The organism is Bacteroidota bacterium (assembly GCA_021300195.1).
GTDB lineage: Bacteria > Bacteroidota > Bacteroidia > J057 > JAJTIE01 > JAJTIE01.
Window position 1 is genome coordinate 1 of the sequence record JAJTIE010000014.1, and the last position, 23,842, is coordinate 23,842.

Annotated in this window: 23 protein-coding genes; 19 read left to right on the forward strand and 4 right to left on the reverse strand. The window is 57.6% G+C overall.

All coding sequences use genetic code 11. The annotated features are described in order from the left end of the window. The first annotated feature begins 89 nt into the window (after positions 1 to 89). The 8 genes from LW884_03700 to LW884_03735 all read left to right on the forward strand — a co-directional run bounded on the left by LW884_03700 (position 90) and on the right by LW884_03735 (position 8,072). On the forward strand, positions 90 to 1,139 hold the full coding sequence (locus LW884_03700) for a potassium channel protein (protein ID MCE3007436.1): 1,050 nt from the start codon (positions 90 to 92) through the stop codon (positions 1,137 to 1,139). Positions 1,140 to 1,302: 163 nt separating this feature from the next. Next, positions 1,303 to 3,264 (forward strand): DNA topoisomerase (ATP-hydrolyzing) subunit B, encoded by a 1,962-nt coding sequence (gyrB, locus tag LW884_03705; protein MCE3007437.1) that lies wholly within the window; start codon positions 1,303 to 1,305, stop codon positions 3,262 to 3,264. Positions 3,265 to 3,275: 11 nt separating this feature from the next. Beyond that, the gene (locus LW884_03710; GenBank protein ID MCE3007438.1) at positions 3,276 to 4,406 is read left to right on the forward strand and encodes a glycosyltransferase family 4 protein; all 1,131 of its coding nucleotides are present in this window, start codon (positions 3,276 to 3,278) and stop codon (positions 4,404 to 4,406) included. A 157-nt stretch (positions 4,407 to 4,563) separates the two neighbouring features. Continuing rightward, on the forward strand, positions 4,564 to 5,259 hold the full coding sequence (locus LW884_03715; protein ID MCE3007439.1) for a response regulator transcription factor: 696 nt from the start codon (positions 4,564 to 4,566) through the stop codon (positions 5,257 to 5,259). Continuing rightward, complete coding sequence (locus LW884_03720) at positions 5,256 to 6,317, forward strand: cell wall metabolism sensor histidine kinase WalK (GenBank protein ID MCE3007440.1); 1,062 nt, start codon at positions 5,256 to 5,258, stop codon at positions 6,315 to 6,317. The genes LW884_03715 and LW884_03720 overlap by 4 nt, the downstream gene beginning before the upstream one ends. Positions 6,318 to 6,434: 117 nt before the next feature. After that, positions 6,435 to 7,010, forward strand: coding sequence for an NADH-quinone oxidoreductase subunit I (locus LW884_03725; GenBank protein ID MCE3007441.1), 576 nt, complete (start codon positions 6,435 to 6,437; stop codon positions 7,008 to 7,010). Positions 7,011 to 7,169: 159 nt separating this feature from the next. Continuing rightward, positions 7,170 to 7,559, forward strand: a complete 390-nt coding sequence (locus LW884_03730; GenBank protein ID MCE3007442.1) for a sulfite exporter TauE/SafE family protein — start codon at positions 7,170 to 7,172, stop codon at positions 7,557 to 7,559. A 93-nt stretch (positions 7,560 to 7,652) separates the two neighbouring features. Further along, positions 7,653 to 8,072 (forward strand): hypothetical protein, encoded by a 420-nt coding sequence (locus tag LW884_03735; GenBank protein MCE3007443.1) that lies wholly within the window; start codon positions 7,653 to 7,655, stop codon positions 8,070 to 8,072. Between the two features lie 63 nt (positions 8,073 to 8,135). On the opposite strand, the gene LW884_03740 is transcribed toward LW884_03735, so the two are convergent. Continuing rightward, positions 8,136 to 8,837 (reverse strand): RluA family pseudouridine synthase, encoded by a 702-nt coding sequence (locus LW884_03740; protein MCE3007444.1) that lies wholly within the window; start codon positions 8,835 to 8,837, stop codon positions 8,136 to 8,138. A gap of 78 nt (positions 8,838 to 8,915) precedes the next feature. On the opposite strand from LW884_03740, the gene LW884_03745 reads away from it, so the two are divergent. Genes LW884_03745 through LW884_03755 form a run of 3 tightly spaced genes read left to right on the forward strand, consistent with a single transcriptional unit; the run spans position 8,916 to position 13,317 of the window. Continuing rightward, on the forward strand, positions 8,916 to 9,326 hold the full coding sequence (locus LW884_03745; protein MCE3007445.1) for a cytochrome c maturation protein CcmE: 411 nt from the start codon (positions 8,916 to 8,918) through the stop codon (positions 9,324 to 9,326). Then, positions 9,323 to 12,499, forward strand: a complete 3,177-nt coding sequence (gene ccsA, locus LW884_03750) for a cytochrome c biogenesis protein CcsA (GenBank protein ID MCE3007446.1) — start codon at positions 9,323 to 9,325, stop codon at positions 12,497 to 12,499. The genes LW884_03745 and ccsA overlap by 4 nt, the downstream gene beginning before the upstream one ends. Next, on the forward strand, positions 12,496 to 13,317 hold the full coding sequence (locus LW884_03755) for a DUF2520 domain-containing protein (GenBank protein MCE3007447.1): 822 nt from the start codon (positions 12,496 to 12,498) through the stop codon (positions 13,315 to 13,317). Before ccsA ends, LW884_03755 begins: the two co-directional genes overlap by 4 nt. Positions 13,318 to 13,341: 24 nt before the next feature. On the opposite strand, the gene asnB is transcribed toward LW884_03755, so the two are convergent. The 3 genes from asnB to LW884_03770 form a co-directional block, all read right to left on the reverse strand. Then, positions 13,342 to 15,228 (reverse strand): asparagine synthase (glutamine-hydrolyzing), encoded by a 1,887-nt coding sequence (gene asnB, locus LW884_03760; protein MCE3007448.1) that lies wholly within the window; start codon positions 15,226 to 15,228, stop codon positions 13,342 to 13,344. A gap of 14 nt (positions 15,229 to 15,242) precedes the next feature. Continuing rightward, complete coding sequence (locus tag LW884_03765) at positions 15,243 to 16,211, reverse strand: glycosyltransferase family 4 protein (GenBank protein MCE3007449.1); 969 nt, start codon at positions 16,209 to 16,211, stop codon at positions 15,243 to 15,245. A 137-nt stretch (positions 16,212 to 16,348) separates the two neighbouring features. Beyond that, entirely contained in the window at positions 16,349 to 17,257 is a 909-nt protein-coding gene (locus tag LW884_03770; protein ID MCE3007450.1) for a class I SAM-dependent methyltransferase, read from the reverse strand. Positions 17,258 to 17,413: 156 nt separating this feature from the next. On the opposite strand from LW884_03770, the gene LW884_03775 reads away from it, so the two are divergent. From LW884_03775 to accC, 8 genes are all read left to right on the forward strand, one after another. Next, positions 17,414 to 17,968 (forward strand): DUF177 domain-containing protein, encoded by a 555-nt coding sequence (locus tag LW884_03775; protein ID MCE3007451.1) that lies wholly within the window; start codon positions 17,414 to 17,416, stop codon positions 17,966 to 17,968. Positions 17,969 to 17,992: 24 nt separating this feature from the next. Continuing rightward, a complete protein-coding gene (rpmF, locus tag LW884_03780; protein MCE3007452.1) occupies positions 17,993 to 18,175 on the forward strand; it encodes a 50S ribosomal protein L32 in 183 nt (60 codons plus the stop codon). Between the two features lie 22 nt (positions 18,176 to 18,197). Next, entirely contained in the window at positions 18,198 to 19,160 is a 963-nt protein-coding gene (locus tag LW884_03785; GenBank protein ID MCE3007453.1) for a phosphate acyltransferase, read from the forward strand. A 124-nt stretch (positions 19,161 to 19,284) separates the two neighbouring features. Next, positions 19,285 to 20,277 (forward strand): ketoacyl-ACP synthase III, encoded by a 993-nt coding sequence (locus LW884_03790; GenBank protein ID MCE3007454.1) that lies wholly within the window; start codon positions 19,285 to 19,287, stop codon positions 20,275 to 20,277. A gap of 64 nt (positions 20,278 to 20,341) precedes the next feature. Beyond that, positions 20,342 to 21,307 carry a hypothetical protein gene (locus LW884_03795; protein ID MCE3007455.1) on the forward strand — a complete coding sequence of 322 codons (966 nt, stop codon included), beginning with the start codon at positions 20,342 to 20,344 and terminating at the stop codon, positions 21,305 to 21,307. Positions 21,308 to 21,356: 49 nt separating this feature from the next. Next, positions 21,357 to 21,923 (forward strand): elongation factor P, encoded by a 567-nt coding sequence (gene efp, locus LW884_03800; protein MCE3007456.1) that lies wholly within the window; start codon positions 21,357 to 21,359, stop codon positions 21,921 to 21,923. A 34-nt stretch (positions 21,924 to 21,957) separates the two neighbouring features. Next, complete coding sequence (accB, locus tag LW884_03805; protein ID MCE3007457.1) at positions 21,958 to 22,458, forward strand: acetyl-CoA carboxylase biotin carboxyl carrier protein; 501 nt, start codon at positions 21,958 to 21,960, stop codon at positions 22,456 to 22,458. 6 nt (positions 22,459 to 22,464) lie between these two features. After that, on the forward strand, positions 22,465 to 23,829 hold the full coding sequence (accC, locus tag LW884_03810) for an acetyl-CoA carboxylase biotin carboxylase subunit (protein MCE3007458.1): 1,365 nt from the start codon (positions 22,465 to 22,467) through the stop codon (positions 23,827 to 23,829). The last annotated feature ends 13 nt before the right edge of the window (positions 23,830 to 23,842 follow it).

Here is a 23,842-nt window from a genome sequence, read left to right on the forward strand (position 1 = left end):
CTCATCCTGGCCTATATGCGCGCCCTCCGCGCGGGCGATACCGAGGTGGTGGTGCGGGGGTAGTGCCCATTTGTGCGTAATTTGGCCCCATGCCATACCGAATTTTTGTGCGTGCCACGCTGCTGCTGCGCCTGCTGCGGCAGATGGGCCTGGCCATTGCCCTCATCCTGGGCGTAATGGCGGTGGGCGTGCTGGGCCTGATGCTGCTGGAAGACTTTGGCCTGGTGGATGCCCTGTACATGACCATCATTACCGTTAGCACCGTAGGCTTCCACGAGGTGCAGCCCCTGGATACCCCAGGCAAGCTCTTCATCAGTGGGGTGATCCTCACAAACATTGGTATTTTTGCCTACGCGGTGTCGAACATAACCGCCTTCTTTATGGACGGGGGCATCCGCGATATGCTAAGAGACCATGCAATGAACCAGAAGATAGCCCGGCTGAAGGGCCATGTGGTGGTGTGCGGCTACGGCCGCATAGGCCAGAAGGTGGTGGACGAACTGATGGCCCAGGGTGCCGAGTTTGTGATTGTGGAACAGCGCAAAGAGCAGGTAGAGCGCCACCGGGCCGATGAGCGCCTGCTGTTTGTAGAGGGCAATGCCATAGAGGATGAGGTAATGACCCAGGCAGGCATAGAGCAGGCCGGGGCCCTGATATGCACCATGCCCGACGATGCCGCCAATGTGTTTGTAGTACTGGCCGCACGCCAGCGCCGGCCCGACCTGAGCATCGTAAGCCGCGCGAGCCTGACGGGCAGCGCCAGCAAGCTGAAACAGGCCGGTGCCGACCACGTGGTGATGCCCGAACTGATAGGCGGAAACGTAATGGCCGGCATCGTTACACGCCCGCACACCCACAGCTTCCTCAGCATGGTTACCAGCCGAGATAGCGATGTGTTCTTTGAGGAAATAGACGTGAGCCAGTTTGACCGCGACTGTGTGGGCCAAACCCTGCGCGAGCTGGACCTGCGAAACCTGACCGGCGCCAGCGTAATCGGCTTTGGACTACCAGGGGGTAGGTATATCATCAACCCCGATGCCAACGAAGTGATCCGGCCCGACAGCAAGATCGTGATACTGGGAAACAAGACCCAGATAGGCAACGTTACCCAGCTGCTGAAGCCTGAGGCCAAGCCCTGAGTGGGCACCCACCACCCAAACGGCACAACCAACACCCCTGCGGGAAAATACCGGCCCCGCGGCCGTTTTTGTCCACATCCGCTGGGCTATGCCTGGTGCCACACTGCTTCAGATCCATTTTTTGGCTATTTTTGGCCCCGCATGTACCCTAACGTCAGCCTGTATGAGTGAGAATAAACAAGACTATACCGCCTCCAACATCCAGGTGCTGGAGGGACTGGAGGCCGTGCGCAAGCGCCCGGCCATGTACATTGGCGATGTAGGCGTCCGCGGGCTGCACCACCTGGTGTACGAGGTGGTGGACAACAGCATAGATGAGGCTATGGCCGGCCATGCCTCTTTCATCCGGGTTACCATCCACACGGATAACTCCATTACCGTGCGCGACAACGGGCGGGGCATCCCCACCGATATGCACGCCAAGGAAAAGCGCAGTGCCCTGGAGGTGGTGATGACCGTGCTGCACGCCGGCGGAAAGTTTGACAAGGACTCGTACAAAGTATCGGGCGGCCTGCACGGTGTGGGGGTAAGCTGCGTAAACGCCCTGAGTACCGAAACAACCGTGCACGTATACCGGGACGGAAAAGTATACTTCCAGGAATACCGCATTGGGGTGCCGGTAGAGGCCGTAAAGGTGATCGGCGACTCGACACCCGAAGAGCGGGGCACCGAAACACACTTTCGGCCCGACGATACCATCTTTACCCACACCGAGTACAAGTTCGAGATCCTGGCGAGCCGCATGCGCGAGCTGGCGTACCTGAACCGGGGCATCAAGATTACCCTGACCGACGAGCGGGAGGAAATAAAGGATGAACAGACAGGTAAAACACGCTACCTGAGCAAGACCTTTTACAGCGAAGGCGGCCTGAAGGAATTTGTGCGCTACCTGGACCAGGGGCGCGAGCCGCTAATGAAAGAGGCTATCTACATAGAGGGGCAGGACGACGCCGGCCTATACCCCGTAGAGCTAGCCATGCAGTACAACACCGGCTATAAGGAGAACATCCACTCCTACGTAAACAACATCAACACACACGAGGGCGGCACGCACATAAGCGGCTTCAAAAGCGCACTGACGCGTACCCTGAAGAAATATGCCGAGAGCTCGGGCTTACTGAACAAGATCAAGTTCGAAATCTCTGGCGAGGACTTCCGCGAAGGCCTTACGGCCATTTTGTCTATCAAGGTGCCCGAGCCCCAGTTTGAGGGCCAGACGAAAACCAAGCTCGGAAACAGCGACGTGGCCGGTGTGGTGGAGAGCATTGTGAACAAGCAGCTGGCCTACTACCTGGAGGAGAACCCCAATGTAGCCAAGGGCATCGTGAAGAAGGTGCTGCTGGCCGCCGAGGCACGCTACGCGGCCAAAAAGGCCCGCGAGATGGTGCAGCGCAAGACGGTAGGCATGGGCGGTGGCCTGCCGGGTAAGCTGGCAGACTGTAGCAGCAACGACCCCTCGCTCTGCGAGCTGTACCTGGTGGAGGGCGATAGCGCAGGTGGCAGTGCCAAGCAGGGCCGGAACCGAAAGTTCCAGGCCATCCTCCCCCTGCGGGGCAAAATCCTGAATGTGGAAAAAGCCCACCCCGTACGTATCTACGAAAACGAGGAGATCAAGAACATCATCACCGCCATGGGCATAACCGGGGTGGGCCAGGATGAACTAAACCTGGAACGGCTCCGCTACCACAAACTCGTTATTATGACCGATGCCGATGTGGACGGCAGCCACATCCGCACCCTGCTACTCACCTTTTTCTACCGCTACCTTACGCCCGTTATCGAGGAGGGCTACCTGTATATAGCCCAGCCCCCGCTCTACCTGGTGCGAAAGGGGCGCGAGGAGCAGTACTGCTGGACCGAAGAGGACCGCCGGAGCGCCATACAGCGGCTGGGCGGAGGCGACGAAGGCAAGGTAACCGTGCAGCGCTACAAAGGCTTGGGCGAAATGAACCCGGAGCAGCTGTGGAGCACCACCATGGACCCCGAAACCCGCACCATGCAGAAGGTGAGTGTGGAAAACGCCGCCGAGGCAGACCACCTGTTCAGCATGCTGATGGGCGATGAGGTGGCACCCCGCCGCGAATTTATCGAGCTGAATGCCAAGTATGCCAAACTGGATGTGTAGCCGGATGCTGTATGAAGAGAAAGACAGGGCGGCGCAAGATTGCCATCATTTGTTACGGGCTCGATAAATCTGTTCAGTTTGAGGAGGTTGCCTGCAGGCTGAATCCTGACCTCTTTTCGCAGAAGTATCTCTTCCTGAAGCTCCACGCCCGGAAGTCTGACTTCGAGTCTTTCCTGGATACTGCGGGTATTCCTTACCTAACTATACGCTGCGATAGAGGCAGTCGATATCCCTGGGCCTTTATCCGGATTTTTATAGAGCTGATAAGATACCGACCTCATGTGGTTCACACCCATTTACTAATTGCGAACTACTTGGGCTTGCTTGCTGCCCGTATAGCACTTGTAAAACGACGATACTACACCCGGCATCACTCCATTGAGCATCATCTGGTGAGCAAGAAGGCCGTATGGGCCGACCGCATTTGTAATTCACTTGCTACCAAGGCGATTGCCATCTCGCCCATGGTCGGGCGTATCCTGGTTGAAAAGGAACACCTTTCGGCGGATAAGGTGTATCTATTGCCACATGGATTCAACCTGGATCTATTCTCAAAGGTAGATGCCGCTCAGGTTTCTGGTATACGGGCCAAACATGCCATCCCCTCAGATCGTGTAGTGATTGGTGTTGTGTCCAGATTTGTAGTTTGGAAGGGTTATCAGTACATCATTCCTGCCTTTCAGCGGCTCTATGCGGAGCACCCCGAGGTACATCTGGTAATAGCCGGGAACAACGGGGTGTATAGAGCGGCAGTAGAGCAGTTGCTCTCCTCTCTACCGCAAGGCAGCTACACAGTAGTAGGTTTCGAGCCGAATTCTTATGCCTTGTATAAGACGTTTGATCTCTTTGTACATGTACCCATCGGTCCTGAGCGCGAAGCCTTTGGCCAGATCTATATTGAAGCACTGGCTGCTGGAGTGCCCAGTATCGTTACCCTGTCTGGTATTGCACCGGAGATTATGCGCCACAAAGAGAATGCCTGGGTTGTACCTTTCGAGGACAGCGCAGCGATCTACACAGGCTTGAAATTACTGCTGGATACAGACCTCCGGAATAGGCTGGTGAATCAAGGAAAAAAGGATGTTGCCCCCTATGGTATAGACATTATGGTAAAGCGCCTGGAAGAGCTCTATAGCAGCTAGCACCCCACACCCCTGCTCTCTCTTTTCCGCGTCTCCTTTTTAGCCAGGTTTTCTTTTTAACACATCCTTAACGTATGCCCAGCGTGCAGCTTATGTGCATAGGCGTGCTTTGCGGCTTGGGGGAGAAAAAGGCTAATTTTCCCGCTATTTTTGTGTTATGGCATCCAAGCTGTCGAAAAAGAGAATCCTGGTTGTAGACGATGAGCCAGACATCGTGGAGTTTATCGAGTACAACCTGAAGGGGGAGGGCTACGAGGTGTATACCGCCCACGATGGCCTGCAGGCTCTGGAGGTGGCCAAGGTAGCCAAGCCCGACCTGGTGCTGCTGGACATTATGATGCCCAAGATGGATGGTGTGGAGGCCTGCCGCCGCCTGCGTGAGCTGCCCGAGGCCCGTCATGCCTACATTGTCTTCCTCACTGCACGGGCAGAAGAGTACAGCGAGTTGGCTGGCTTTGATGCCGGTGCGGACGACTACATCACCAAACCCGTTCGCCCCCGCGTACTTACCAGCAGGCTGAAGGCCCTCTTTCGCCGGGGAACCGAGGAGGATGCAGTCCAGGAGGCCGGAACCCTGGAGGTAGCCGGCCTGCGCATTGTACGGGATGAGTTTATTGTATACCGGGGCGATAGCCCCATCAATCTGCCCAAGAAGGAGTTTGAGCTGCTGTACTTCTTGGCCAGTAAGCCTGGCAAGGTGTTTAGCCGCGAAACCCTGCTCGAAAAAATATGGGGGAACGACGTGTATGTAGTACCCCGTACCATAGACGTGCACATCCGCAAACTGCGCGAAAAGCTGGGTGAGCAGTATATCCAGACGATCAAGGGCGTTGGCTACAAGTTTGCCGGATGAGGCCACTTAGGCACCAGACACTTACTACCTTTCTGCTTAGCCTGTTGCTATCTGCCGGGCTGGCTTGTTTGATCTATTTATACAGCGGACAGCTTCCTTGGCAGCTGGCTGTGGCGTCCTCCGGCCTGGTATTGCTGGTCATCGGCCTAGCGCTGGAGGTGCTGCTGTATGGTCCGGCCCGCCGTATGCACCGCCGCCTGCGTACTGCCCTGGGCCGCAATGACGGCGATGGCCCACGGCTGCACCTGGCACAGCCCCGGGGGAACCCCATCACCGCCCTGTATGGCACCATTCTGAAGGCCACCGGGGCCATGCGGCGCGAGTATGCCGAGCTGCGCAAGATCGAGATGTTTCGCCGAGAGTTTCTGGGCGACGTGAGCCACGAGCTAAAGACACCCATCTTTGCCATCCAGGGCTTTATCGAAACCCTGCTGGATGGCGCACTGGAAGACAAAAAGGTAAACCGCAAGTTTCTGCGCAAGGCACTACGCAATGTGTTTCGCCTGGAGGCACTGGTGCAGGACCTGCTGACCATCAGCCAGCTGGAGACGGGCGAACTGCGTATGGAGATGACGGAGTTCAAGCCCTACGACCTGGTGCTAGACGTGTTTGAAACCACCACCTACAAGCGCAAAAAGGAGGGCCAAAAGGCCGAGCTACGCCTCCGCACCAATAACCTGGAGAATCAATACGTAAGGGGCGACCGCGCCCGCATCAGCCAGGTTGTTGAAAACCTGGTAAACAATGCCATCCAGTATGGCCGGGATGAGGATGCCTGGGTGGAAGTGGTGCTGGCCATGCGGGGTGCCAACGGTAAGCGCAAGATGGTGATAGAGGTGCGAGACAATGGCAAGGGCATAGCCGAGGAGCACCTGGAGCACATATTCGAGCGCTTCTATCGCATAGACAAAAGCCGAAGCCGAGAGATGGGCGGCACGGGCCTGGGCCTCAGTATTGTGAAATACCTGCTGGAGGCACACGGGGAAGAAATAGAAGTGGAGAGCACACTGGACGTAGGCACTACCTTCCGCTTTACCCTGGCCCCCGTTATTAAGTGAGGAGCTGCGGGCAGCACCCCCAATTTTTGTGCAAAAAGTTTGGGAGCGGTGCACAACTCCCTGTACATTTGTGTACCGTAGTCTATATTCCCCCCCCCCTCCTATACACGCATACCTATGGCAACACACATAAAGACCGCACCGGCTGATGAGCGCCGCCTGAACTGGTGGCAGCAACTGTATTTTCCGGAGATCTTTAAGGGCATGTGGTTCTCCTTCAAGCACATGTTTCGCAAGCAGGTAACCATGCAGTACCCCGAGGTGAAGCCGCAGCTGGGCCCCGAGTTTCGCGGGCGCCCGGTGCTGGTGGAGGAGCACAACCAGGAACGCTGCGTGGCCTGCGGCCTGTGCGCCCGCGCCTGCCCCCCTCTGGCTATCAGCATGCAGGCAGCCGAAACCCAGGACATTAAGGAACGCTACCCTGCCCGCTTTGAGATAGACATGCTCCGCTGCATCTACTGCGGCCTGTGCGAAGAAGTGTGCCCCGAGGAGGCTATTGTGATGAGCGAGGAGTACGACCTCGTTTTCCACACCCGCGACAGCGCCATTATGGACAAAGCCAAGCTGCTGGTAAGCAAGGAAAAACTACAGCCCCGCCTGGACTGGCTACGCAAAAAGCGTAATCCCAACTACGGCGAGGTGTATGCACACCAGCACGAAAACAACCACCACTCCGTACGCAACCGCCCCTAGCCGACCCCACAGGGGCGCAGGGAGTGAGGTAAGGAGTGGGCGAATGTGAAAAGCGGCACCACGAATGGGGAGCCTGCCTTCCGGCTGGTGTGCGCAAGAAGCCCAAGTGGTGCCTGCGCCGGATGGCGGCAGCACTTATCTTACAAGCACGTAAAGCAAATGGAGTACCTGATACTGATCCTTATTGGCCTGGCAGGTGGCCTGCTCAGCGGCCTGTTCGGCATAGGCGGCGGGCTGGTAATGGTGCCCCTCATGGTGTTTTTTTTGCACTATGGGCAGAAGGAAGCACAGGGCACCAGCCTGGCCCTGCTCACCCTGCCTGTGGCCTTCGTAGGTGCCTACCAGTATTACCGGGCGGGCTATGCCCAGCCCCGCTCAGCCCTCATCATGGCCGTAGGCTTTATGCTGGGCGTGTTTGTTTCCAGCAGGCTGGCCACCGCCCTGCCTGCCCAGCTACAGCTGGGTCAGCTGGTCATTAGCTCCCCATCCAGGCGGCTGTTTGCCTTGCTGATGATTGTGATGGGGTTCTACATCTTGCTGAAAAAATAGACCCCCGACCAGAAGAGGTCTGGATTTTGGATTTTTTTCCTGCACATAGCGTGCAGAACTGTCACAGCCCCGCCGCCCATGCGTCCAAGGGGCATGATGAAATCCATACTTTTTGCAACGGCCCTGCTAGGACTGGTAGCCTGCAATTCCCCAAAAGCGAAAACCTCCGCCGAGACAAAGACAAGCGACCGACCGGTACCCGTGCCGAATGGCGGCGCGGTGGAAGTAGTAATCTACAAGACCAAACCGGGTATTGCCGATGCCGAGGCGATAGAGAAAGCACGTTCGGTGAACGAATTTATCCGCAGTCAGGATGGCTTTATCCGCCGCACGTTTGGCAAAACCCGCGAGGGCCAGTGGGTGGATGTAATACAATGGGAGTCGGTAGAGAAGGCACAGGCAATCTTCCAGCGTGCCATGGAGTCGGACGTGCCCAAGCCCTTCTTAGAAACCATCGATGAGAAGAGCATGACCATTCTGCATGCCGATACGCTGTTTACCCTAACGCGCTAGGCCCATACACGGCCATCAGGTGCAGCTTCTGTTCACGCCCTGCATGGGGTTAGCAGCGGCTGCCTAGCTGCCTTTGCCCTGGCTTGCAAAGGGTCTCCACACCGCCAGGGCAGGCGGCTCGGCCGTAAAGGTGCGCACCTCCTTCAGCGTAGGGTGGGTAATGCGGAGCTGCCGGCTCCACAGGGCAATGGATCGATCGGGCAGGAAGTCCGACTTACCATACTTTACGTCCCCCACAATGGGGCAACCCATGGCTGCCAGCTGCACGCGTATCTGGTGCTGGCGGCCGGTGCGTGGCACCACCTCCAGCAGGCTATGGTCTCCTACGCGTGCCAGCAGCCGGTAGTTCAGCACGGCCTCTTTGGCCCCCTGGCCCGGGTTCTTGTAGGCCCGTACAATGTTCTTGTCGGGTAGTTTGCGTAGCCAGTGCGTCAGGGTGCCGGTGGTTTCGGGCGGCACACCATGCACCACCGCCCAGTAGGTCTTCTGCACCTGGTGGGCCTGCCAGTCCTTGCTCAGCCGGGCAGCAGCCTTGCCCGTCTTGGCCAGCAGCTGCACACCCCCCACCGGCCGGTCCAGCCGGTGCAGCAGTGCTAGGTACACCTCCCCGGGCTTGTGGTAGGTTGTTTTCAGGTAGTCCCGCGCCCAGTCAAACACGCTTTTGTCTCCGCTCTCGTCCCCCTGGCTCAGCATGCCCCCTGGCTTGCACACGGCCAGCAGGTGATTATCTTCGTACAGGATGCGGGGGGCTAGGGGGCTTTCCATCCTCAAATATCCCAAAATACTACACCCAATGGGGGAACCCGTGCTTTTTTGCCATCGTTTTCAGAACTTGCAACCGTTATGAAAACGCGCAATATTTTTCTGCTGGTGCTGATCGCGGTGGCCTTTGCCTGGCTACTGACGGACCTGCTAAGCTCTGCCAGCCGCTATAGCGACTTTGAGTCGGCACGCGGCCAGCAGGCCGAGGTTCACGTTATTGGCACCTGGGTGCGCCGGACCGAGAAGGACTTTCGCCCGGAAGACAACTACTACAGCTTCTATATGCAAGATACCCTGGGCCAGCAGGCACAGGTGGTGTACCGCAAGGGCACCCTGGGAGATATGAGCCAGGCTGAGCGCATGGATGTGGTGGGCAAGTGGGAGGGCAATGCCTTTGTGGCCAGCAAGATCCACCTGAAGTGCCCCAGCAAGTACAACAATGCCGGGCCAGAAACCACCGTACAGGGCCCTAACCCCAGCCGCACCGAATGACCGCCGGCACCTGGGGTTTCCTGCTCAGCGACCTCGCCTTTGTATCGGCTGTGCTGGCAGCCGTGGCCTATGGCCTGGCCTGCACACGGCCTGCCGCACAGGCATCCTGGCAGCGCTTTGGCCATGTCAGCTTTGGGCTGCATGCGCTCTCGGTTATCGGCATCCTGGCCCTGCTCTGGGGCATGATTTTTAGCCGGCAGTACCAGTATGCCTACGTGTATGACCACAGCAGCAATAGCCTGCCCCCGCAGTACATAGTGGCTAGCCTGTGGGAGGGGCAGGAGGGCAGCTTCCTGCTCTGGATGTTCTGGCATGCCCTACTTGGCCTCCTGCTCATGTGGCGGGCCGGGCGCTGGCGGCCCGGGGTGCTGGCTGTCATCAGCAGCGTGCAGGCTGTGCTGGCCAGCATGATACTGGGCGTAAGTGTAGGCCCAGCCCTGGCGCAGTGGGGCCTGGCCCTGCTGGCACTTTTTCTGCTTGGCCTCTTGCTGTGGCCCTATCGCAGCTGGCCGCTGCGTATGCCGCGCAGTACGCAGGGCATCGACTATTTCAGTGTGGTGCCGGTGGCTGCCGGGGTGGTGTGCACACTTTTGCTCGTGGCACTATTCCGGGGTCAGACGGCGTGGTGGAGCCTGGCACTACAGGGTAGCCCCGCTCACCTGCTTCAGCTCCTCCTCCTGCTTGCCCTGCTCGGGCTACTGATACTGGGCTATAGGCGGGGCCAGCTTTCCATGCACATCCTGGCCTCGGGGCTGGCACTTGCAGCGCTCAGCTATGTGCTGGGGCATGTGCAGCCCGGCGCCTTCAAGGTTGGGAGCAGTCCCTTTCTTACCCTTGCCCAGGCCTTTCCGGCCAATGAGATGCTACAGCGGCAGCCCGGCTTTGTGCCACCAGACGGCGAGGGCCTGAATGCCCTGCTACAAAACTACTGGATGGTCATCCATCCGCCTACCCTCTTCCTGGGCTTTGCCAGCACGGTAGTGGCCTTTGCCTACGTACTTACAGGCCTGTGGCAGCGCAGGTATGCCGAGTGGATAGCCCCGGCCAGCCCCTGGGCCCTCTTCTCGGTCATGATCCTGGGGGTAGGCATCATCATGGGTGGCTACTGGGCTTATGAGACGCTGAACTTTGGCGGCTACTGGAACTGGGACCCCGTGGAAAACAGCAGCCTGGTACCCTGGCTGGTGGGCGTGGGTGGCCTGCATGCCATGCTCAGCTACCGCAAGAGCAAGCGCAACCTGCGGATGGCCATGATCCTGATGAGTGCCACCTTTGTGCTGGTACTTTACAGTACTTTCCTTACGCGCTCGGGCATATTGGGCGAAACCAGCGTGCACAGTTTTACCGACCTGGGCCTCAGTGGCCAGCTGCTGCTGCTGCTGGGGGTATACTTTAGCGGGGTTATCCTGCTGTTTGTGCAGCACTGGCGCCACATCCCCACCGGGCCACGCTCCACCAGCGTATACAGCCGCGAGTTCTTCCTCTTCCTGGCGGCCATTGTGCTCAGCTTCACCGCCATCGAGATCCTGCTGGTTACCAGCATACCGGTGCTAAACGCCATCTTTGGCACCCGGATGGCCCCTCCCGGCGAGGTGCAGTACTTCTACTATCGCTGGAATGTGTGGTTTGGCCTGCTCATAGCCCTGCTTTCGGCCATAGGTCAATTTTTCTACTGGACCAAAATCGAGAAGGCAACCCTGCAAAAGGCGCTTTTCCGGCCCTTCTTGCTCGCGGCCCTGTGCACGGTACTGGTTATGGTGCTTATCTGGCAGGGCGGCTGGGAGTTTGCCTTTCAGGAAAAGTACCGTGCTGCCCTGGCTGCTGCCCGAGATCAGGGTCTGTGGGCCCAGGTTCGCGCCTACCTGAATACGGCCATACTTGTTTTTGCGGATGACTTGCTGCTCTTTGCCGCGCTCTTTACCCTGCTGGCCAATGGCACCATCATCCTGCGCCTGCTGCGCCGCAGCCGCCGAAACCTGCGCCACACAGGGGGTAGCCTGGCACACATCGGCTTTGGCCTGATGCTGCTGGGTATCCTCTTCAGCAGTGGTTATGAGCAGATGCTCTCCATCAACCTGAACCCGGCCCAGCTGGAGGCAGGCATGGGGGCAGACCAGGCACGTACCAACGTGGTGCTGGCACGGGAGAAACCCGTAGACATCCGGGGCTACAGGCTGGTGTACCGGGGGGTACGCACGGCGCAGCCCCCATTCTCAAACTATCGACTCATTACGGCAGCAGATGACATTGCCCGCATTGGTTTTACGGACGCTACGGGCGAGGACTTTGGCGTGTCGCTACCCGTACCCTATTTCCTGAAAGAGCGGGCAAACGGTGCCGGAGACGCGCATGCGCTGGAGAGTTATCTGAACTTTGACAAGATTGCCTACTATGTGAGCAATCAGGCTCCCATGCTGCCGCTGGAGATGCTGAATGGGCGCAAGCTGTATACCGTAGACTTCTACCCGCTGGACTATGGCCCCAGTGGCGCGGTGGAGGTGCAGTACGGCCGTGCATTCCGGCTTTTCCCCGAGGCTGAGCCGCAGGGCGAGGACGGCATCATAGCCCACCCAGACAGGGCCATATTTATCGATAAGGACATCTATACCCACGTAACGGGCCGCCCGGGCGAGGCGGATAGCAAGCTGGAGTGGGAACTGGTGCAGCCGGAGGTGGCCCTGTCTGCCGACAGTGGGGTGGTGGTGGATGGCATCCGCCTACAGGTAGGTAGGCCGGAGCGCCTACCCACACCCGACAACTTTGGCCCCCATGAGCTACTGACCCACCTGCCCGTAACAGCCCGTACGGAAGACAGCAGCTGGACGGTGTACCCCAAGCTGATGATCAATAAGCAAACGGGTATCGTAACCATGGTGGATGCCTGGCTGCCACAGCTGGACTGGCGCGTGCGCTTCTCTGGCGTGGCCACCGAGGCCGACCAGTACCGCATAGCCGTGGCGGAGCGCAAACCCCAGCAAGACTACGTCATCCTGAATGCGCGTAGCAAGCCCTGGGTAAACCTGCTGTGGCTGGGTACGGTGGTGATGACCCTGGGCTTCCTGCTGGCCATCTGGCGCAGGCTGGGCGAACTGCACCCCCGGGACAAAGGGCCTGCACAACCCCCCACCGAGCGCGAGCCAGAACCCCGCCCGGCTACCCCCCGGCCTGCATGATGGGCGGCCACCGGCTCACGCTCATCGGGGCGGGTGGCCTGGCCCATAGCCTGGCTCACGCCTTTGTGCAGCGTAGCCCTCATCAGGTAGTGCAGGTGCTGAGCCGAACAGGCACCACGGCCGAGCTGCTGGTACGGCAGCTACCCGCCGCCCGCGCCGGAGACATGCGGCAGGCCGTGCACACAGGGGTGCAGGCGGTCCTGCTCTGCGTGCCAGATGGCCAAATCGTCACCCTGGCCCATGCCCTGGCCCCACAGCTGCAAGCCATGCCTGGGCCACCCCTGCTGCTGCACTGCGCCGGTTCCGTGCCACTATCGGCACTGGCGGCAGCCTATCCGGGGCCGGTGGGGGTACTGTACCCCCTGCAAACTTTCAGCCGAGGCCGTGCGGTAGACTGGGATCCGATTCCACTCTTTCTGGAGGCTAATGCCGGCGGCGCAGACCTGCTCCGGCAGCTGGCCACGGGCCTGCGCCCTGCTGCCTGCCACTGGATAGACAGCGAGCAGCGTGCCCAGCTGCACCTGGGAGCTGTTTTTGCCGCCAATTTTGTGAATGCCCTAATTGCCCAGGCGGCACGCATAGCGGCCCCCATCGGGCTGGGCGATCAGCCGCACAGACTATACCTGCCCCTGGTGGAGGAGGTGGTGGCCAAACTGCATAGCCTAAGCCCGAAGCAGGCGCAGACGGGGCCAGCAAGCCGGGGCGATGCCCATACCCTGGCACAACACGATGCCCGGCTCCGCCTGCTGGCCCCGGAGCTGGCTGAGCTGTACCGCCTGATGAGCCAGCTTATCCAGGATTCATCAATGGAAACGTGAACCTGAAGGCGCAAACTGTGCAGCCTAAGCCTGGGTGGCCAATGTACGCCGGTGCCAGTGCTGAAACACAATAAATGCCCAGAGTGTCCACTCCTCTCGGGTAGATTGTCCGTGCACGATGCGCTGCCACAGCTGCCGCAGTGGTGCTATGTGGAAGAGCCCCTGCGCCCGCAGGGCTTCCTCGTCCAGCAGTTTCTGCTCTATATAGCTGCGCATGGGCCCCAGGTACCAGCTGCGTAGGGGCACCTCAAAGCCCTGCTTGGGCCGGTTGTACAGCTGGGGCGGTAGCAGGGGGCGCATGGCATCTTGCAGCAGGCGCTTGCGCTGCTGCCCCAGCACCTTGTAGTGCACGGGTAGGCCCATTACATAGTCCACTACCCGATAGTCCAGAAACGGTACGCGTACCTCCAGGCCGTGCGCCATGCTCATGCGGTCGGTCTTTACCAGCATGTCTCCCCCCAGCACCAGCTGCATGTCTGCCCCCAGCACTTCGTTCAGGTCTCCCGCCGGACTGAAGTGTGCTACATAGGGTGCCAGCAGTTCTGCCTCATCGGCCGGCTGGACCAGCAGCTTCGCCACCCAATCTTTTTCGGCCACGGCGGCCCAGGCCAGGTAGCGCTCGGCGGGTGGCCTGCGCAGCCCGGCAGCATAGCGCTGCAGCTGGTATAGCCTACGGCCCCGCGCGCTGTGGCGATGGGCAGGCAGCCGCTGCAGCACCGGGCTCAGGCTGCGCAGCAGCTTGTTCCTCAGGCTGCCCTGCCGGCTGTACACCTCGCCCAAGTGCTTGCTGTAGCCGCCAAACAGTTCATCCGCCCCGTCGCCACTCAGGGCTACGGTTACGTGCTCCTTGGTACGGCGGCTTAGCAGATATAGGTTCAGTGCGCTAGCATCGGCAAAGGGTTCTTGCAGGCTGTTCAGCATGTCGTCCAGCTCGGCATACAAGTCCTCTGCGCCAAGGGTAAAGACCGTATGCTCGGTGCGGTACATGCGTGCCACGGCCTGCGCATAGGGGGTTTCGTCGTACAGCTTGTCCTCAAACCCGATGGAGAAGGTGTGCAGATGTGATGTATGCCGGGCGGCCAGGGCCGTGATGCTGCTGCTGTCTATACCCCCGCTCAAGAATACGCCCACCGGTACATCCGCCACCAGGCGCTGTTTCACTGCATCCTCTAGCAGCAGCAGCAGCTTTTCCTGGGCTTGGGTATAGCCAGGTTCTGGCTGTGTGGGTGCCAGGGGCAGCCGGTACCACTGCTCTACCAGCATGGTATTGTGCTGCAGGTAGGCAAAGTGCCCCGGGGGTAGCTGCTGCACCTGCCGGACTAGGCTACTGTGTGGGGGCAAGTAGTTTAGGCGGAAATAGCAGGCAAGCGCAGCCTGGTCTATCTGGTAGGGCATGCCCAGGGCTGCCAGGGCACCCAGCTCGCTACCAAAGCGTAGGGCTACCGCATCCTGGTGCAGGTATAGGGGCTTAATGCCATAGCGATCTCGTGCCAGAAAGAGGCTTTGCTCCTCGCGGTCATAGATGGCGAACGCAAAAAAGCCATTCAGCATTGGCAGGCAGTTTCTCCCCTCCTGTATGAATAGCTGGAGCAAAACCTCTGTGTCCGACCGAGTGTGCAGGTGCACCCCCCGCCTTTGTAGCATCTCTGCCAGTGCCTGATGGTTAAAGACCTCGCCGTTGAAGACAATGGCATAGCGGCCATCAGGGCTTAGCATGGGCTGGTGGGCCCCGGTGCTGAGGTCCAGGATGCTCAGGCGGGCGTGACCCAGGCCTACACGGCCCGCTACCAGTTGATTTTGATGGTCGGGCCCCCGGTGGCGCAGGCGCAGCACTGCCTGCCCGAGCTGGGCGGCCGTAGGGAGGCCGGGGGCCTCGGGCTTAAAGGCAAACCATCCGGCTATGCCACACATGGTTGGGTGGGAGATTAGGTTGGGGCCAGTGTTTTCTTTTCCGTTAGTTGCCGAAAGGCCTGCAGGTAACGATCACGCTGTGAATGTACCGAATATCGCTCAATCACCGTCTGGCGTGCTGCCCGGCCCAGGCGTTTGCGCAGCTCGGCATCCTCTATCAGGCGGCTCAGCTGGTGTACCCAGTCCGCCTGGCTACTAGCCAGCAGGCCATTTTGCCCATGTTGAATGATCTCGGTATTTACCCCCACGGGCGAGGCAACGGTGGCCGTCTCCATGGCCATATAGGCCAGGGCCTTAAGTCCACACTTACCTTTGCTCCATTCATCGTCAGGCAGGGGCATGATGCCAATATCAAAGGAATTGAGCGTAGGTACCTCTGCCTTCTCACTCCATGCCAACCCCTGTATACCTAGCTCCTCGTTTTGGTAGCCAGCATCTCCCATTACCACAAACCGTACTCTACTGCCATACTGCTGCTTGATATGAGCCAGTGCAGGCTCTACCAGGCGGAAGTGGGGGAGAGTGGTGTGGCTGCCGCTCCAGCCAATTACGATGGGCGCATCGGCGGCATTATTCTCGCTTCGGCCAGGTTTGTGCAGATCGGTATCAATGGTGGTGGGCACGATCCACACGTTGGGGTTGTAGGCACGTACATGGTCTGCCAGATACGAATTTCCGGCAAAGACCAAGCTTGCAAGGGGTAGTATACGATGGGTTTTTTCTGGGTCCTTCAGGAAGCCGAAGCGGCGGTTGGCCTGGCTTACGTTGGGCAGCCAGATGGCATCGTCCAGATCGAAAAGAATAGGCACCCCTGCCCGCGCCACACCCCGCTCAAAGAAGGTGTGGCGGGTGAGTAGGGCCTCTCTGAATATAAAGACAAGATCATAGGTTTTTATCTCTCTAAGCTCCGAACGGCGTTGCCAATAGTGACTGAGTAGAGCACCCAGTTTGGCGACATGGTGTCCTGGGCGATAAAAGAACACATCTTGTCTGGGTGTAATCAGAACACTCGATTGACATTCAAAGCCAGCCTCAGCCAGAAAGTATATATATTGTTCTATTCGATATCGTTGTCCAGGAGAGCGTCCGTGGTAGTGAGAAAGTACCAATAACACGCTCTTCATGCCCCGGTCTTTTTCCCAACTGCATGCCAGAATGGAGCGTTCTCTGAGAAGACAATGTCTTCGAGGCCAGATTGCTTCATCATATCATAAATCTCTGCCTTTGTAAAGCGTTGCTCTAGCGGTGTGCCCATGCGGTCCAATGCATCATTTCGGATAACATGCCAGCTTTTATCCTGATAATAGCTAAGTGGAAATTTTGAACCCACTGCCTTGCCTGCCACGGCGGAAACTACGCGAGAGAGCAATATAAGTGGCAGGTATACGGTAACAGCGAATGCGTCGCAAACAAAATGCTTGGCCACCCTGGGTAGCTTTGAAATGCCCTTTCTTAGTATGTTCGTCAGGTAGAAAAGTGCACGATAGATTTTTCCTCTGTTTTCTAGCTTGTAGTAGATGTAAAGCAGAAAATGCCCGTTTTTTTTGAGCTTTCTTGCTGCCTTTTTTAATGCTTCTGCCGTGTCGGGCACGTGATGGAGCACGCCCAGGCACATGATAAAGTCAAAGCTTTCATCCGAAAATGGAATGTAGTCGATGCCTGCCTGTGTTACCCGAACATTGGGTAAGTCTTTATTAAGCTGTGTAGCCGAAATGACAGCCTTGCTGGGATCGATGGCCTCAATAAACCGGACATGTGGCGCAAGATAGCGAGACCATCTGCCGCTGCCACACCCTAGGTCTAGCACTACGGAGTCGGGCGAGCAATGCACTGCCTGTATGATATCGAAGTACTCTAACCCAATCTTTTGAATCTCTTGTTCAGAAAAACGATTGAATTTTGTCCATTCCTCTCCGAAGGCCGATATGGTTTTGGAATCAATGTGTGAACCATCAGCCTGCACAAAGCTATTGATCTGCTCACCATCATGTAGTAGCTTTCGGCTGGGCGCTGACAGGTAGGGGACCATACGGTGGTGATAGGGGGCCAAGGGCTAAAACGAGTGGCTAAGGCTAGGCCGGAGCCAAAGTTGCACATTTTTTTGCAATGGCGTGCCCTCGTGTTTTCCAGTGCTGGGGTGATTGGTTTTTTCCTAGTTTTGTAGCCCTGTTTTTCAAAATTCGTTTTGTCGGCATCTTTCCAAATCGAACTACCCAAGCTCAAGCTGGGCCCTAATGCCTTTGATTTTGAGCTGGATACAGCCTTTTTTGAGGATTCGGATGCCATTGCCGGGGCCACAGTGAAGGTGCGTGTGCTGCTGGAAAAAACAGACCGCCTGCTGGATGCCCGCTTTGATTTTCAGGGTTTGCTCACGCTGGGTTGCGACCGCTGCCTGCAGCCCTATGCACAATCGCTCTCGCTTTCGCATCGCATTGTATACACCTTTGACGAGGGGCTGAAGGATCTGGAGGATGCAGAGATCGTGTTCGTTACCCGTAACATGCACTACCTGGACCTGTCGCAGGATTTTTACGACCTGGTGAGCCTGCAGGTGCCGTATAGAAAGGCTCCGTGTGAGCAGCCGGGCTTTGGCTGCCTGGCAGACGACAAGGTAAAAGCACTGCTGGCCGAGGCCCAGGAAGTAGCAGAGGCAGCCATAGAACCCCAGGACGAAACCGTGCCCAAAACCGACCCCCGCTGGGAGGCACTCAAAAAACTACGAGATACCGAAGAAGAATAGCGCGATAAATCTTAACTTTGCACCATGGCACATCCCAAACGTAAAATAAGCCGTACCCGTAGAGACAAGCGCCGTACGCACGATAAAATCACGCCTAAGCCTTTTTACATCGACAACGTGAGTGGCGAGGCTACGCTATACCACCGTGTAAATCTGGAGAGCGGCTACTACCGCGGGCGCCAGATGATGAAGGGCGAGGACGAATAAGCCCCTCCGTTCGCGCTCTCTTATGCGTATTGGCCTGGATGTAGTAGGGGGTGATCTGGCACCCACAGCTGCCTTTGATGGTGCGGTTGCCGCGTGCGCTGCCCGCCCGGATATTGAGCTGATTCTGTATGGACCCGAGGCGGAAGTAGAGCCCCTGCTCGCAGCCCTCAGTGGCCGGCCGCCGGCCAATCTTGGCCTGGTTCACTGTCCGGATATGATAGCCATGGATGCCCACCCGGCCCAGGCCATGCGCCTGCAGCCGCATAGTAGCATCTCCGTAGGCCTACAGCACCTGAAGGCAGGCAAGCTCGACGCGTTTATCAGTGCAGGTAATACCGGTGCCCTTACAGTAGGCAGTGTATATCTACTAGAGCTCTATCCAGGCATTCATCGGCCATGCATTGCGGGTTTTTATCCCACCAACGATGGGTATAGCCTGCTGCTGGACTGTGGTGCCAATACCGACGTAAAGCCAGACTATCTGCTGGAGTTTGCCTACCTGGGCAGCGCCTATATGCGCGAGGTGTACCACATAGCGCGGCCGCGTGTGGCGCTCATCAGCGTAGGCCACGAGCCCAGCAAAGGAAACCAAATCGTAAAGCAGGCGCACGCCCTGCTGGCTCAGCACACAGATACCCTCAATTTTATCGGAAACGTAGAGGGCTGGGACTTGAACCGCAATACTGCCGACGTATACGTATGCGACGGCTTTACTGGCAATGTGATTACCAAGCTACTGGAGAGTTTCTATCCCTATCTGAAGCAATATGCCCCAGATAATCAGCAGCTAGAGAAGATAAACTTTGAGTACATAGGGGGCTTGCCCCTACTTGGGGTTCGGGGTAATGTGCTTATCGGGCACGGCAGCAGCACAGCTCTTGCCTTCGAGAACATGGTGTATCGCGCTGCCGAGTTATCCAGCAGCGAGCTGCTCACCCGCATGCCCTCCTTGCTGGAGGGGCTGGCGAGCCGTGCTACCAGCTAGACCCAATGTTTTTTCTTCGAACCGAGAAATAATCCGTGCCCCAGGGCTCCGGCCTCGGCCCCTTGCATATCACAGGGGTATACCGTAGCTTGGCACACTTCATTCAGATCTAGATATCAGGAAAATGCCAATACGCGCAAGTATAACAGGAGTGGGTGGATACGTGCCTGACTATGTGCTGAACAATGCGGAGCTGGAAACCATGGTAGACACCACCGATGCGTGGATACGCGAGCGAACCGGAATCGTGGAGCGCCGCATCCTGAAGGGCGAGGGCCTGGGTAGCAGCTACATGGGCATACGTGCAGTACAGAATTTGCTGGAGAAAACCGCCCTGGACCCTACGGAGATAGACCTGATTATCTGCAGTACCGTAACGAAGGACCATGTCTTTCCTTCTACTGCATCTATTATAGCCGAGGGTGTAGGTGCCACCAGAGCCTGGGGCTATGATGTGGAGGCAGCCTGTAGCGGCTTCTTATTCGGGCTTTCCACAGCCACGCAGTTCATTGAGTCTGGTCGATACAAAAAAGTGGTCATTGTGGGCGTAGACAAGATGAGCTCGATTGTGGACTACCAAGACCGCAATACCTGTATCATCTTTGGCGACGGGGCCGGAGCCCTGCTGCTGGAGCCGGATGAATCGGGCGTAGGCATCCTGGATTTTGCAAACTTTAGCGACGGCAGTGGCTTCAAGTACCTGCATATGAAGGCAGGCGGCAGTGTGAAGCCGCCCAGCATGGAAAGCGTGAACGCCAAGGAACACTACATCTATCAGGAAGGGCGTGCCGTGTTCAAGCGAGCCATACCAGGTATGATAGATGCTGCCGAGGCCCTGCTGCAGCGCAATAGCCTGCGCAAGGAGGACATAGCCTGGCTGGTACCCCACCAGGCAAACATGCGCATTATAGAGGGCGTAGCCCAGCGCATGGAGATGCCCATGGAGCGCGTGATGGTGAACATTACCCGCTATGGCAACACCACCGATGCAACCCTGCCCCTGTGCCTGTGGGACTATGAGTCGCAGCTTAGGCGCGGAGATAATATCCTGCTGGTCTCTTTTGGGGGTGGCTTCACCTGGGGGGGGGTGTACCTCAAGTGGGCCTATGGCGGCTAGCCCCATGCGCCCAGGTGGGGAGCGGGCAGGCTGCTGCTCGGCAGTTCAGTTCTCAGGATGGCCTGTGGGACGCCCTGCCCTGACGCGCCTGGTGGCACTGGTAGGCTCCATGCTATTGCTGGCCTGCAATGGCTTTGATAACGATGAAAAATTTGTGCCCAAGTACCGCTTCAGCCTCGTACTGGTGCAGCAGGCCGACGGAAAAACAATACTCTACCAGGCATCCGAGTCGGGCATATTCCCGTACGACTACGGCCAGCCCCCCCTGGCAGATAGCATAACAGACCTGGCCTGGCACGAAGACTACCTATACCTGGCCGTGCCCAACCAGCGCCTGGTACGCAGGATCAACCTGAAAGAGCAGCGTGAGACGGCCCGCTATTCGCTCTACGCCACCTCGGTAACAGATGGCGAGAAGGGCGTGCTGGCAGCCGGGGCAGGTGGCGCACAGTTTATCGAGTACCGCCGAGACAGGCAGACAAACATCGGCCTTACGGTCGGACGTTACCAGAAGGGTATTTATGCCGCCCAGCGCTTTTACGTGCTGAATGAGCAGGCCGATGGCTGGCACCTGGCTGTGGTAAACGAAAAGGCCCTGACCGAAGAACGCAGCCCCCTGCTGGCCAATTTTCCTGTGGATATTCAGCTGAGCCGCGCTTTTAACCCCACGGTACTGCAGCAGGCGCCCGACCGCTACCTGCGGCAGGAGATGAGCGCCAATAGCCGAGAGCTATCTGCACCGGTGGCTGTGGACTACCAGCACTTTGCCCTCAGCAGCCTGCTGAAGGATCCCTACGAGACCGCATTTCTGGCCGATCTGTTTGTGGTAAATGGCCGGCTGCGCCAGGACCAAGTGCCGCTTAGTATTCCCGACAGCGTATACAGCCTGGCGCTGGATAGCTGGGGTAGCAGGCTGGTGTACACCGCCCGAGACTCGCTAAAGTTGTACGACCTGAAAGCGAGCCGTTACCTGAGTGCAGCCCCTGCACCCGGCCACATCCTGAAGGCTATACACTACTACAACTACTAGCCGCTTCAGAAAAAGTCTTAATTTCACAGCCCAAACGTATCATTCACTTATGGCTTCTACGGCAGATATCCGCAACGGACTGGTGATCCGCTTTAACAACGACCTCTATTCGGTCGTTGAATTTTTACACGTAAAGCCCGGAAAGGGGGCTGCTTTTGTGCGTACCAAGCTACGCAGCCTTACTACCGGCCGCGTGCTGGAGAACACTTTTCCCAGTGGCGCAAAACTGGAAGACGTGCGGGTAGAGCGCCGCAAGTACCAGTTCTTGTATCAGGATGGAGATGAGTTCCAGTTTATGAACAGCGAAAGCTTTGAGCAGATACCCGTTCCGTCACACCTGATAGAGGCGGCAGAATTCCTGCAAGAGGGTGCTGAATGCGAGGTAATGGTAAATGTAGACGACGAACAGCTGCTGACGGTGGAGATTCCCAACTTTGTAACCATGGAGGTAACCTACACGGAGCCAGGTATAAAGGGCGATACCGCCACCAACACCCTGAAGCCCGCTACCGTAGAGAGCGGTGCCGAGGTGCGCGTACCTCTGTTTGTAGACATTGGCGATAAGATCAAGATCGATACCCGCACCAAGGCGTACATGGAGCGTGTAAAAGCATAGTATTCCCCCTAACCCTATTCCAAAAAATTCGGGCATGGATATCAAATCAATTCAAGAAATCCTCCGGCTTGTAAACAAGTCGGACCTTACCGAGGTAGAAATCGAAGATAAAGGTTTCAAGCTCGTGGTGAAACGTGGTGGCCAGGGCCCGGTTGCACACGTGCTACACAGTGCCGATATGCCCCAGCTGCTAGCGGCACAGCCCGTAGTAGCACCCCAGGTAGCCGGCAGCTCGGCAGCTGCCGCCACCCCTGCCGAGGATGCGCCCAAGGCAGCATCCGGCGGTAGTGCCCGGGCACATGTGATCAAGAGCCCCATGATTGGTACCTTCTACACCAAACCCTCTCCAGACAAGCCTACCTTTGTAAAAGTGGGCGACAGCATAGGCCAGGGACAGGTGCTGTGTATCGTGGAAGCAATGAAGCTTTTCAACGAAATAGAGAGCGAGGTAAGTGGCAAGATCGTGAAGATACTGGTAGAAGACTCCAGCCCCGTGGAGTACGACCAGCCGCTGTTTGAAGTAGAACTTGCCTAAGCGCCTATGTTTAAGAAAATATTGATCGCCAACAGGGGCGAGATAGCGCTACGCATCATCCGCACCTGCAAGGAGATGGGGATATCTACCGTAGCGGTATACTCTACGGCCGATAAAGACAGCCTGCCCGTTCGCTTTGCCGACGAGGCCGTATGTATAGGCCCGCCCGCCAGCAAGGATAGCTACCTTTGCATTCCCAACCTGATTAGTGCTGCTGAGCTGACTGGTGTAGATGCCATTCATCCCGGTTATGGCTTCCTGAGCGAGAATGCCAAGTTTAGCGAGGTGTGCCGCGAGTATGGTATCAAGTTTATAGGCAGTCCGCCCGAGATCATCAACACCATGGGAGACAAGGCCACGGCCAAGGCTACGATGAAGAAGGCGGGAGTACCGGTAGTGCCCGGTTCGGACGGGCTGCTGGATAGCCTGGCTAAAGCCCGGAAGGTAGCTGCCGAGATTGGCTTCCCGGTCATCATCAAGGCCACTGCTGGTGGTGGTGGGCGCGGTATGCGCATCATCTGGAAGGATGACGAGCTGGAAAAAAACTGGGATAGTGCCCGCCAGGAGGCCAAAGCTGCCTTTGGCAACGATGGTATGTACATGGAGAAGTACATAGAGGAACCGAGGCACGTGGAGATCCAGGTGATGGGCGACCAGTATGGCAACGTAAGCCACCTGAGCGAGCGCGACTGTAGCGTGCAGCGCCGACACCAGAAGCTGGTGGAGGAAAGCCCCAGCCCCGTGGTGGATGCACGCCTGCGGAAACGGATGGGTGAGGCTGCTGTGGCTGCCGCAAAAAGTGTGAAGTACGAAGGTGCGGGCACCGTGGAATTCCTCGTGGATAAATTCGGAAAATTCTACTTCATGGAGATGAATACCCGCATCCAGGTAGAGCACCCGGTAACGGAGGAAATCTTCTTCTACGACCTCATCAAGGAGCAGATAAAGGTAGCCGCAGGCGAAAAAGTGTCTGGTAGGCACTACCTACCCACCGACCGCTTTGCCATGGAGGTACGGATAAACGCAGAAGACCCCATGAATGACTTCCGCCCTAGCCCCGGCCGAATCACCAATATGTTCAACCCCGGAGGCCATGGCGTACGCTTTGATAGCCATGTGTACGCGGGCTACACCATACCGCCCTATTACGATTCCATGATCGGCAAGCTGATCGTATCGGCCTTCAGCCGCGCGGAAGTGATAGAAAAAATGACCCGCGCGCTGGATGAACTCGTGATAGAGGGCATCAAAACTACCGTTCCTTTCCACAAGGCGCTGATGCACAACAAGCAGTTTCAGGAGGGTAAGTTCAGTACAAACTTCCTGAATGAGTGGGACTGGCGCTCGGATATAAAGAAGTACATCGGATAAGGGGTATCCATCC

Bases quoted from the DNA above. Each gene is read 5' to 3' on its own strand.
- LW884_03700 (MCE3007436.1), top strand. From the start codon at position 90: ATGCCATACCGAATTTTTGTGCGTGCCACGCTGCTGCTGCGCCTGCTG.
- gyrB (MCE3007437.1), top strand. From the start codon at position 1,303: ATGAGTGAGAATAAACAAGACTATACCGCCTCCAACATCCAGGTGCTG.
- LW884_03710 (MCE3007438.1), top strand. From the start codon at position 3,276: ATGAAGAGAAAGACAGGGCGGCGCAAGATTGCCATCATTTGTTACGGG.
- LW884_03715 (MCE3007439.1), top strand. From the start codon at position 4,564: ATGGCATCCAAGCTGTCGAAAAAGAGAATCCTGGTTGTAGACGATGAG.
- LW884_03720 (MCE3007440.1), top strand. From the start codon at position 5,256: ATGAGGCCACTTAGGCACCAGACACTTACTACCTTTCTGCTTAGCCTG.
- LW884_03725 (MCE3007441.1), top strand. From the start codon at position 6,435: ATGGCAACACACATAAAGACCGCACCGGCTGATGAGCGCCGCCTGAAC.
- LW884_03730 (MCE3007442.1), top strand. From the start codon at position 7,170: ATGGAGTACCTGATACTGATCCTTATTGGCCTGGCAGGTGGCCTGCTC.
- LW884_03735 (MCE3007443.1), top strand. From the start codon at position 7,653: ATGATGAAATCCATACTTTTTGCAACGGCCCTGCTAGGACTGGTAGCC.
- LW884_03740 (MCE3007444.1), bottom strand. From the start codon at position 8,837: ATGGAAAGCCCCCTAGCCCCCCGCATCCTGTACGAAGATAATCACCTG.
- LW884_03745 (MCE3007445.1), top strand. From the start codon at position 8,916: ATGAAAACGCGCAATATTTTTCTGCTGGTGCTGATCGCGGTGGCCTTT.
- ccsA (MCE3007446.1), top strand. From the start codon at position 9,323: ATGACCGCCGGCACCTGGGGTTTCCTGCTCAGCGACCTCGCCTTTGTA.
- LW884_03755 (MCE3007447.1), top strand. From the start codon at position 12,496: ATGATGGGCGGCCACCGGCTCACGCTCATCGGGGCGGGTGGCCTGGCC.
- asnB (MCE3007448.1), bottom strand. From the start codon at position 15,228: ATGTGTGGCATAGCCGGATGGTTTGCCTTTAAGCCCGAGGCCCCCGGC.
- LW884_03770 (MCE3007450.1), bottom strand. From the start codon at position 17,257: ATGGTCCCCTACCTGTCAGCGCCCAGCCGAAAGCTACTACATGATGGT.
- rpmF (MCE3007452.1), top strand. From the start codon at position 17,993: ATGGCACATCCCAAACGTAAAATAAGCCGTACCCGTAGAGACAAGCGC.
- LW884_03785 (MCE3007453.1), top strand. From the start codon at position 18,198: ATGCGTATTGGCCTGGATGTAGTAGGGGGTGATCTGGCACCCACAGCT.
- LW884_03790 (MCE3007454.1), top strand. From the start codon at position 19,285: ATGCCAATACGCGCAAGTATAACAGGAGTGGGTGGATACGTGCCTGAC.
- efp (MCE3007456.1), top strand. From the start codon at position 21,357: ATGGCTTCTACGGCAGATATCCGCAACGGACTGGTGATCCGCTTTAAC.
- accB (MCE3007457.1), top strand. From the start codon at position 21,958: ATGGATATCAAATCAATTCAAGAAATCCTCCGGCTTGTAAACAAGTCG.
- accC (MCE3007458.1), top strand. From the start codon at position 22,465: ATGTTTAAGAAAATATTGATCGCCAACAGGGGCGAGATAGCGCTACGC.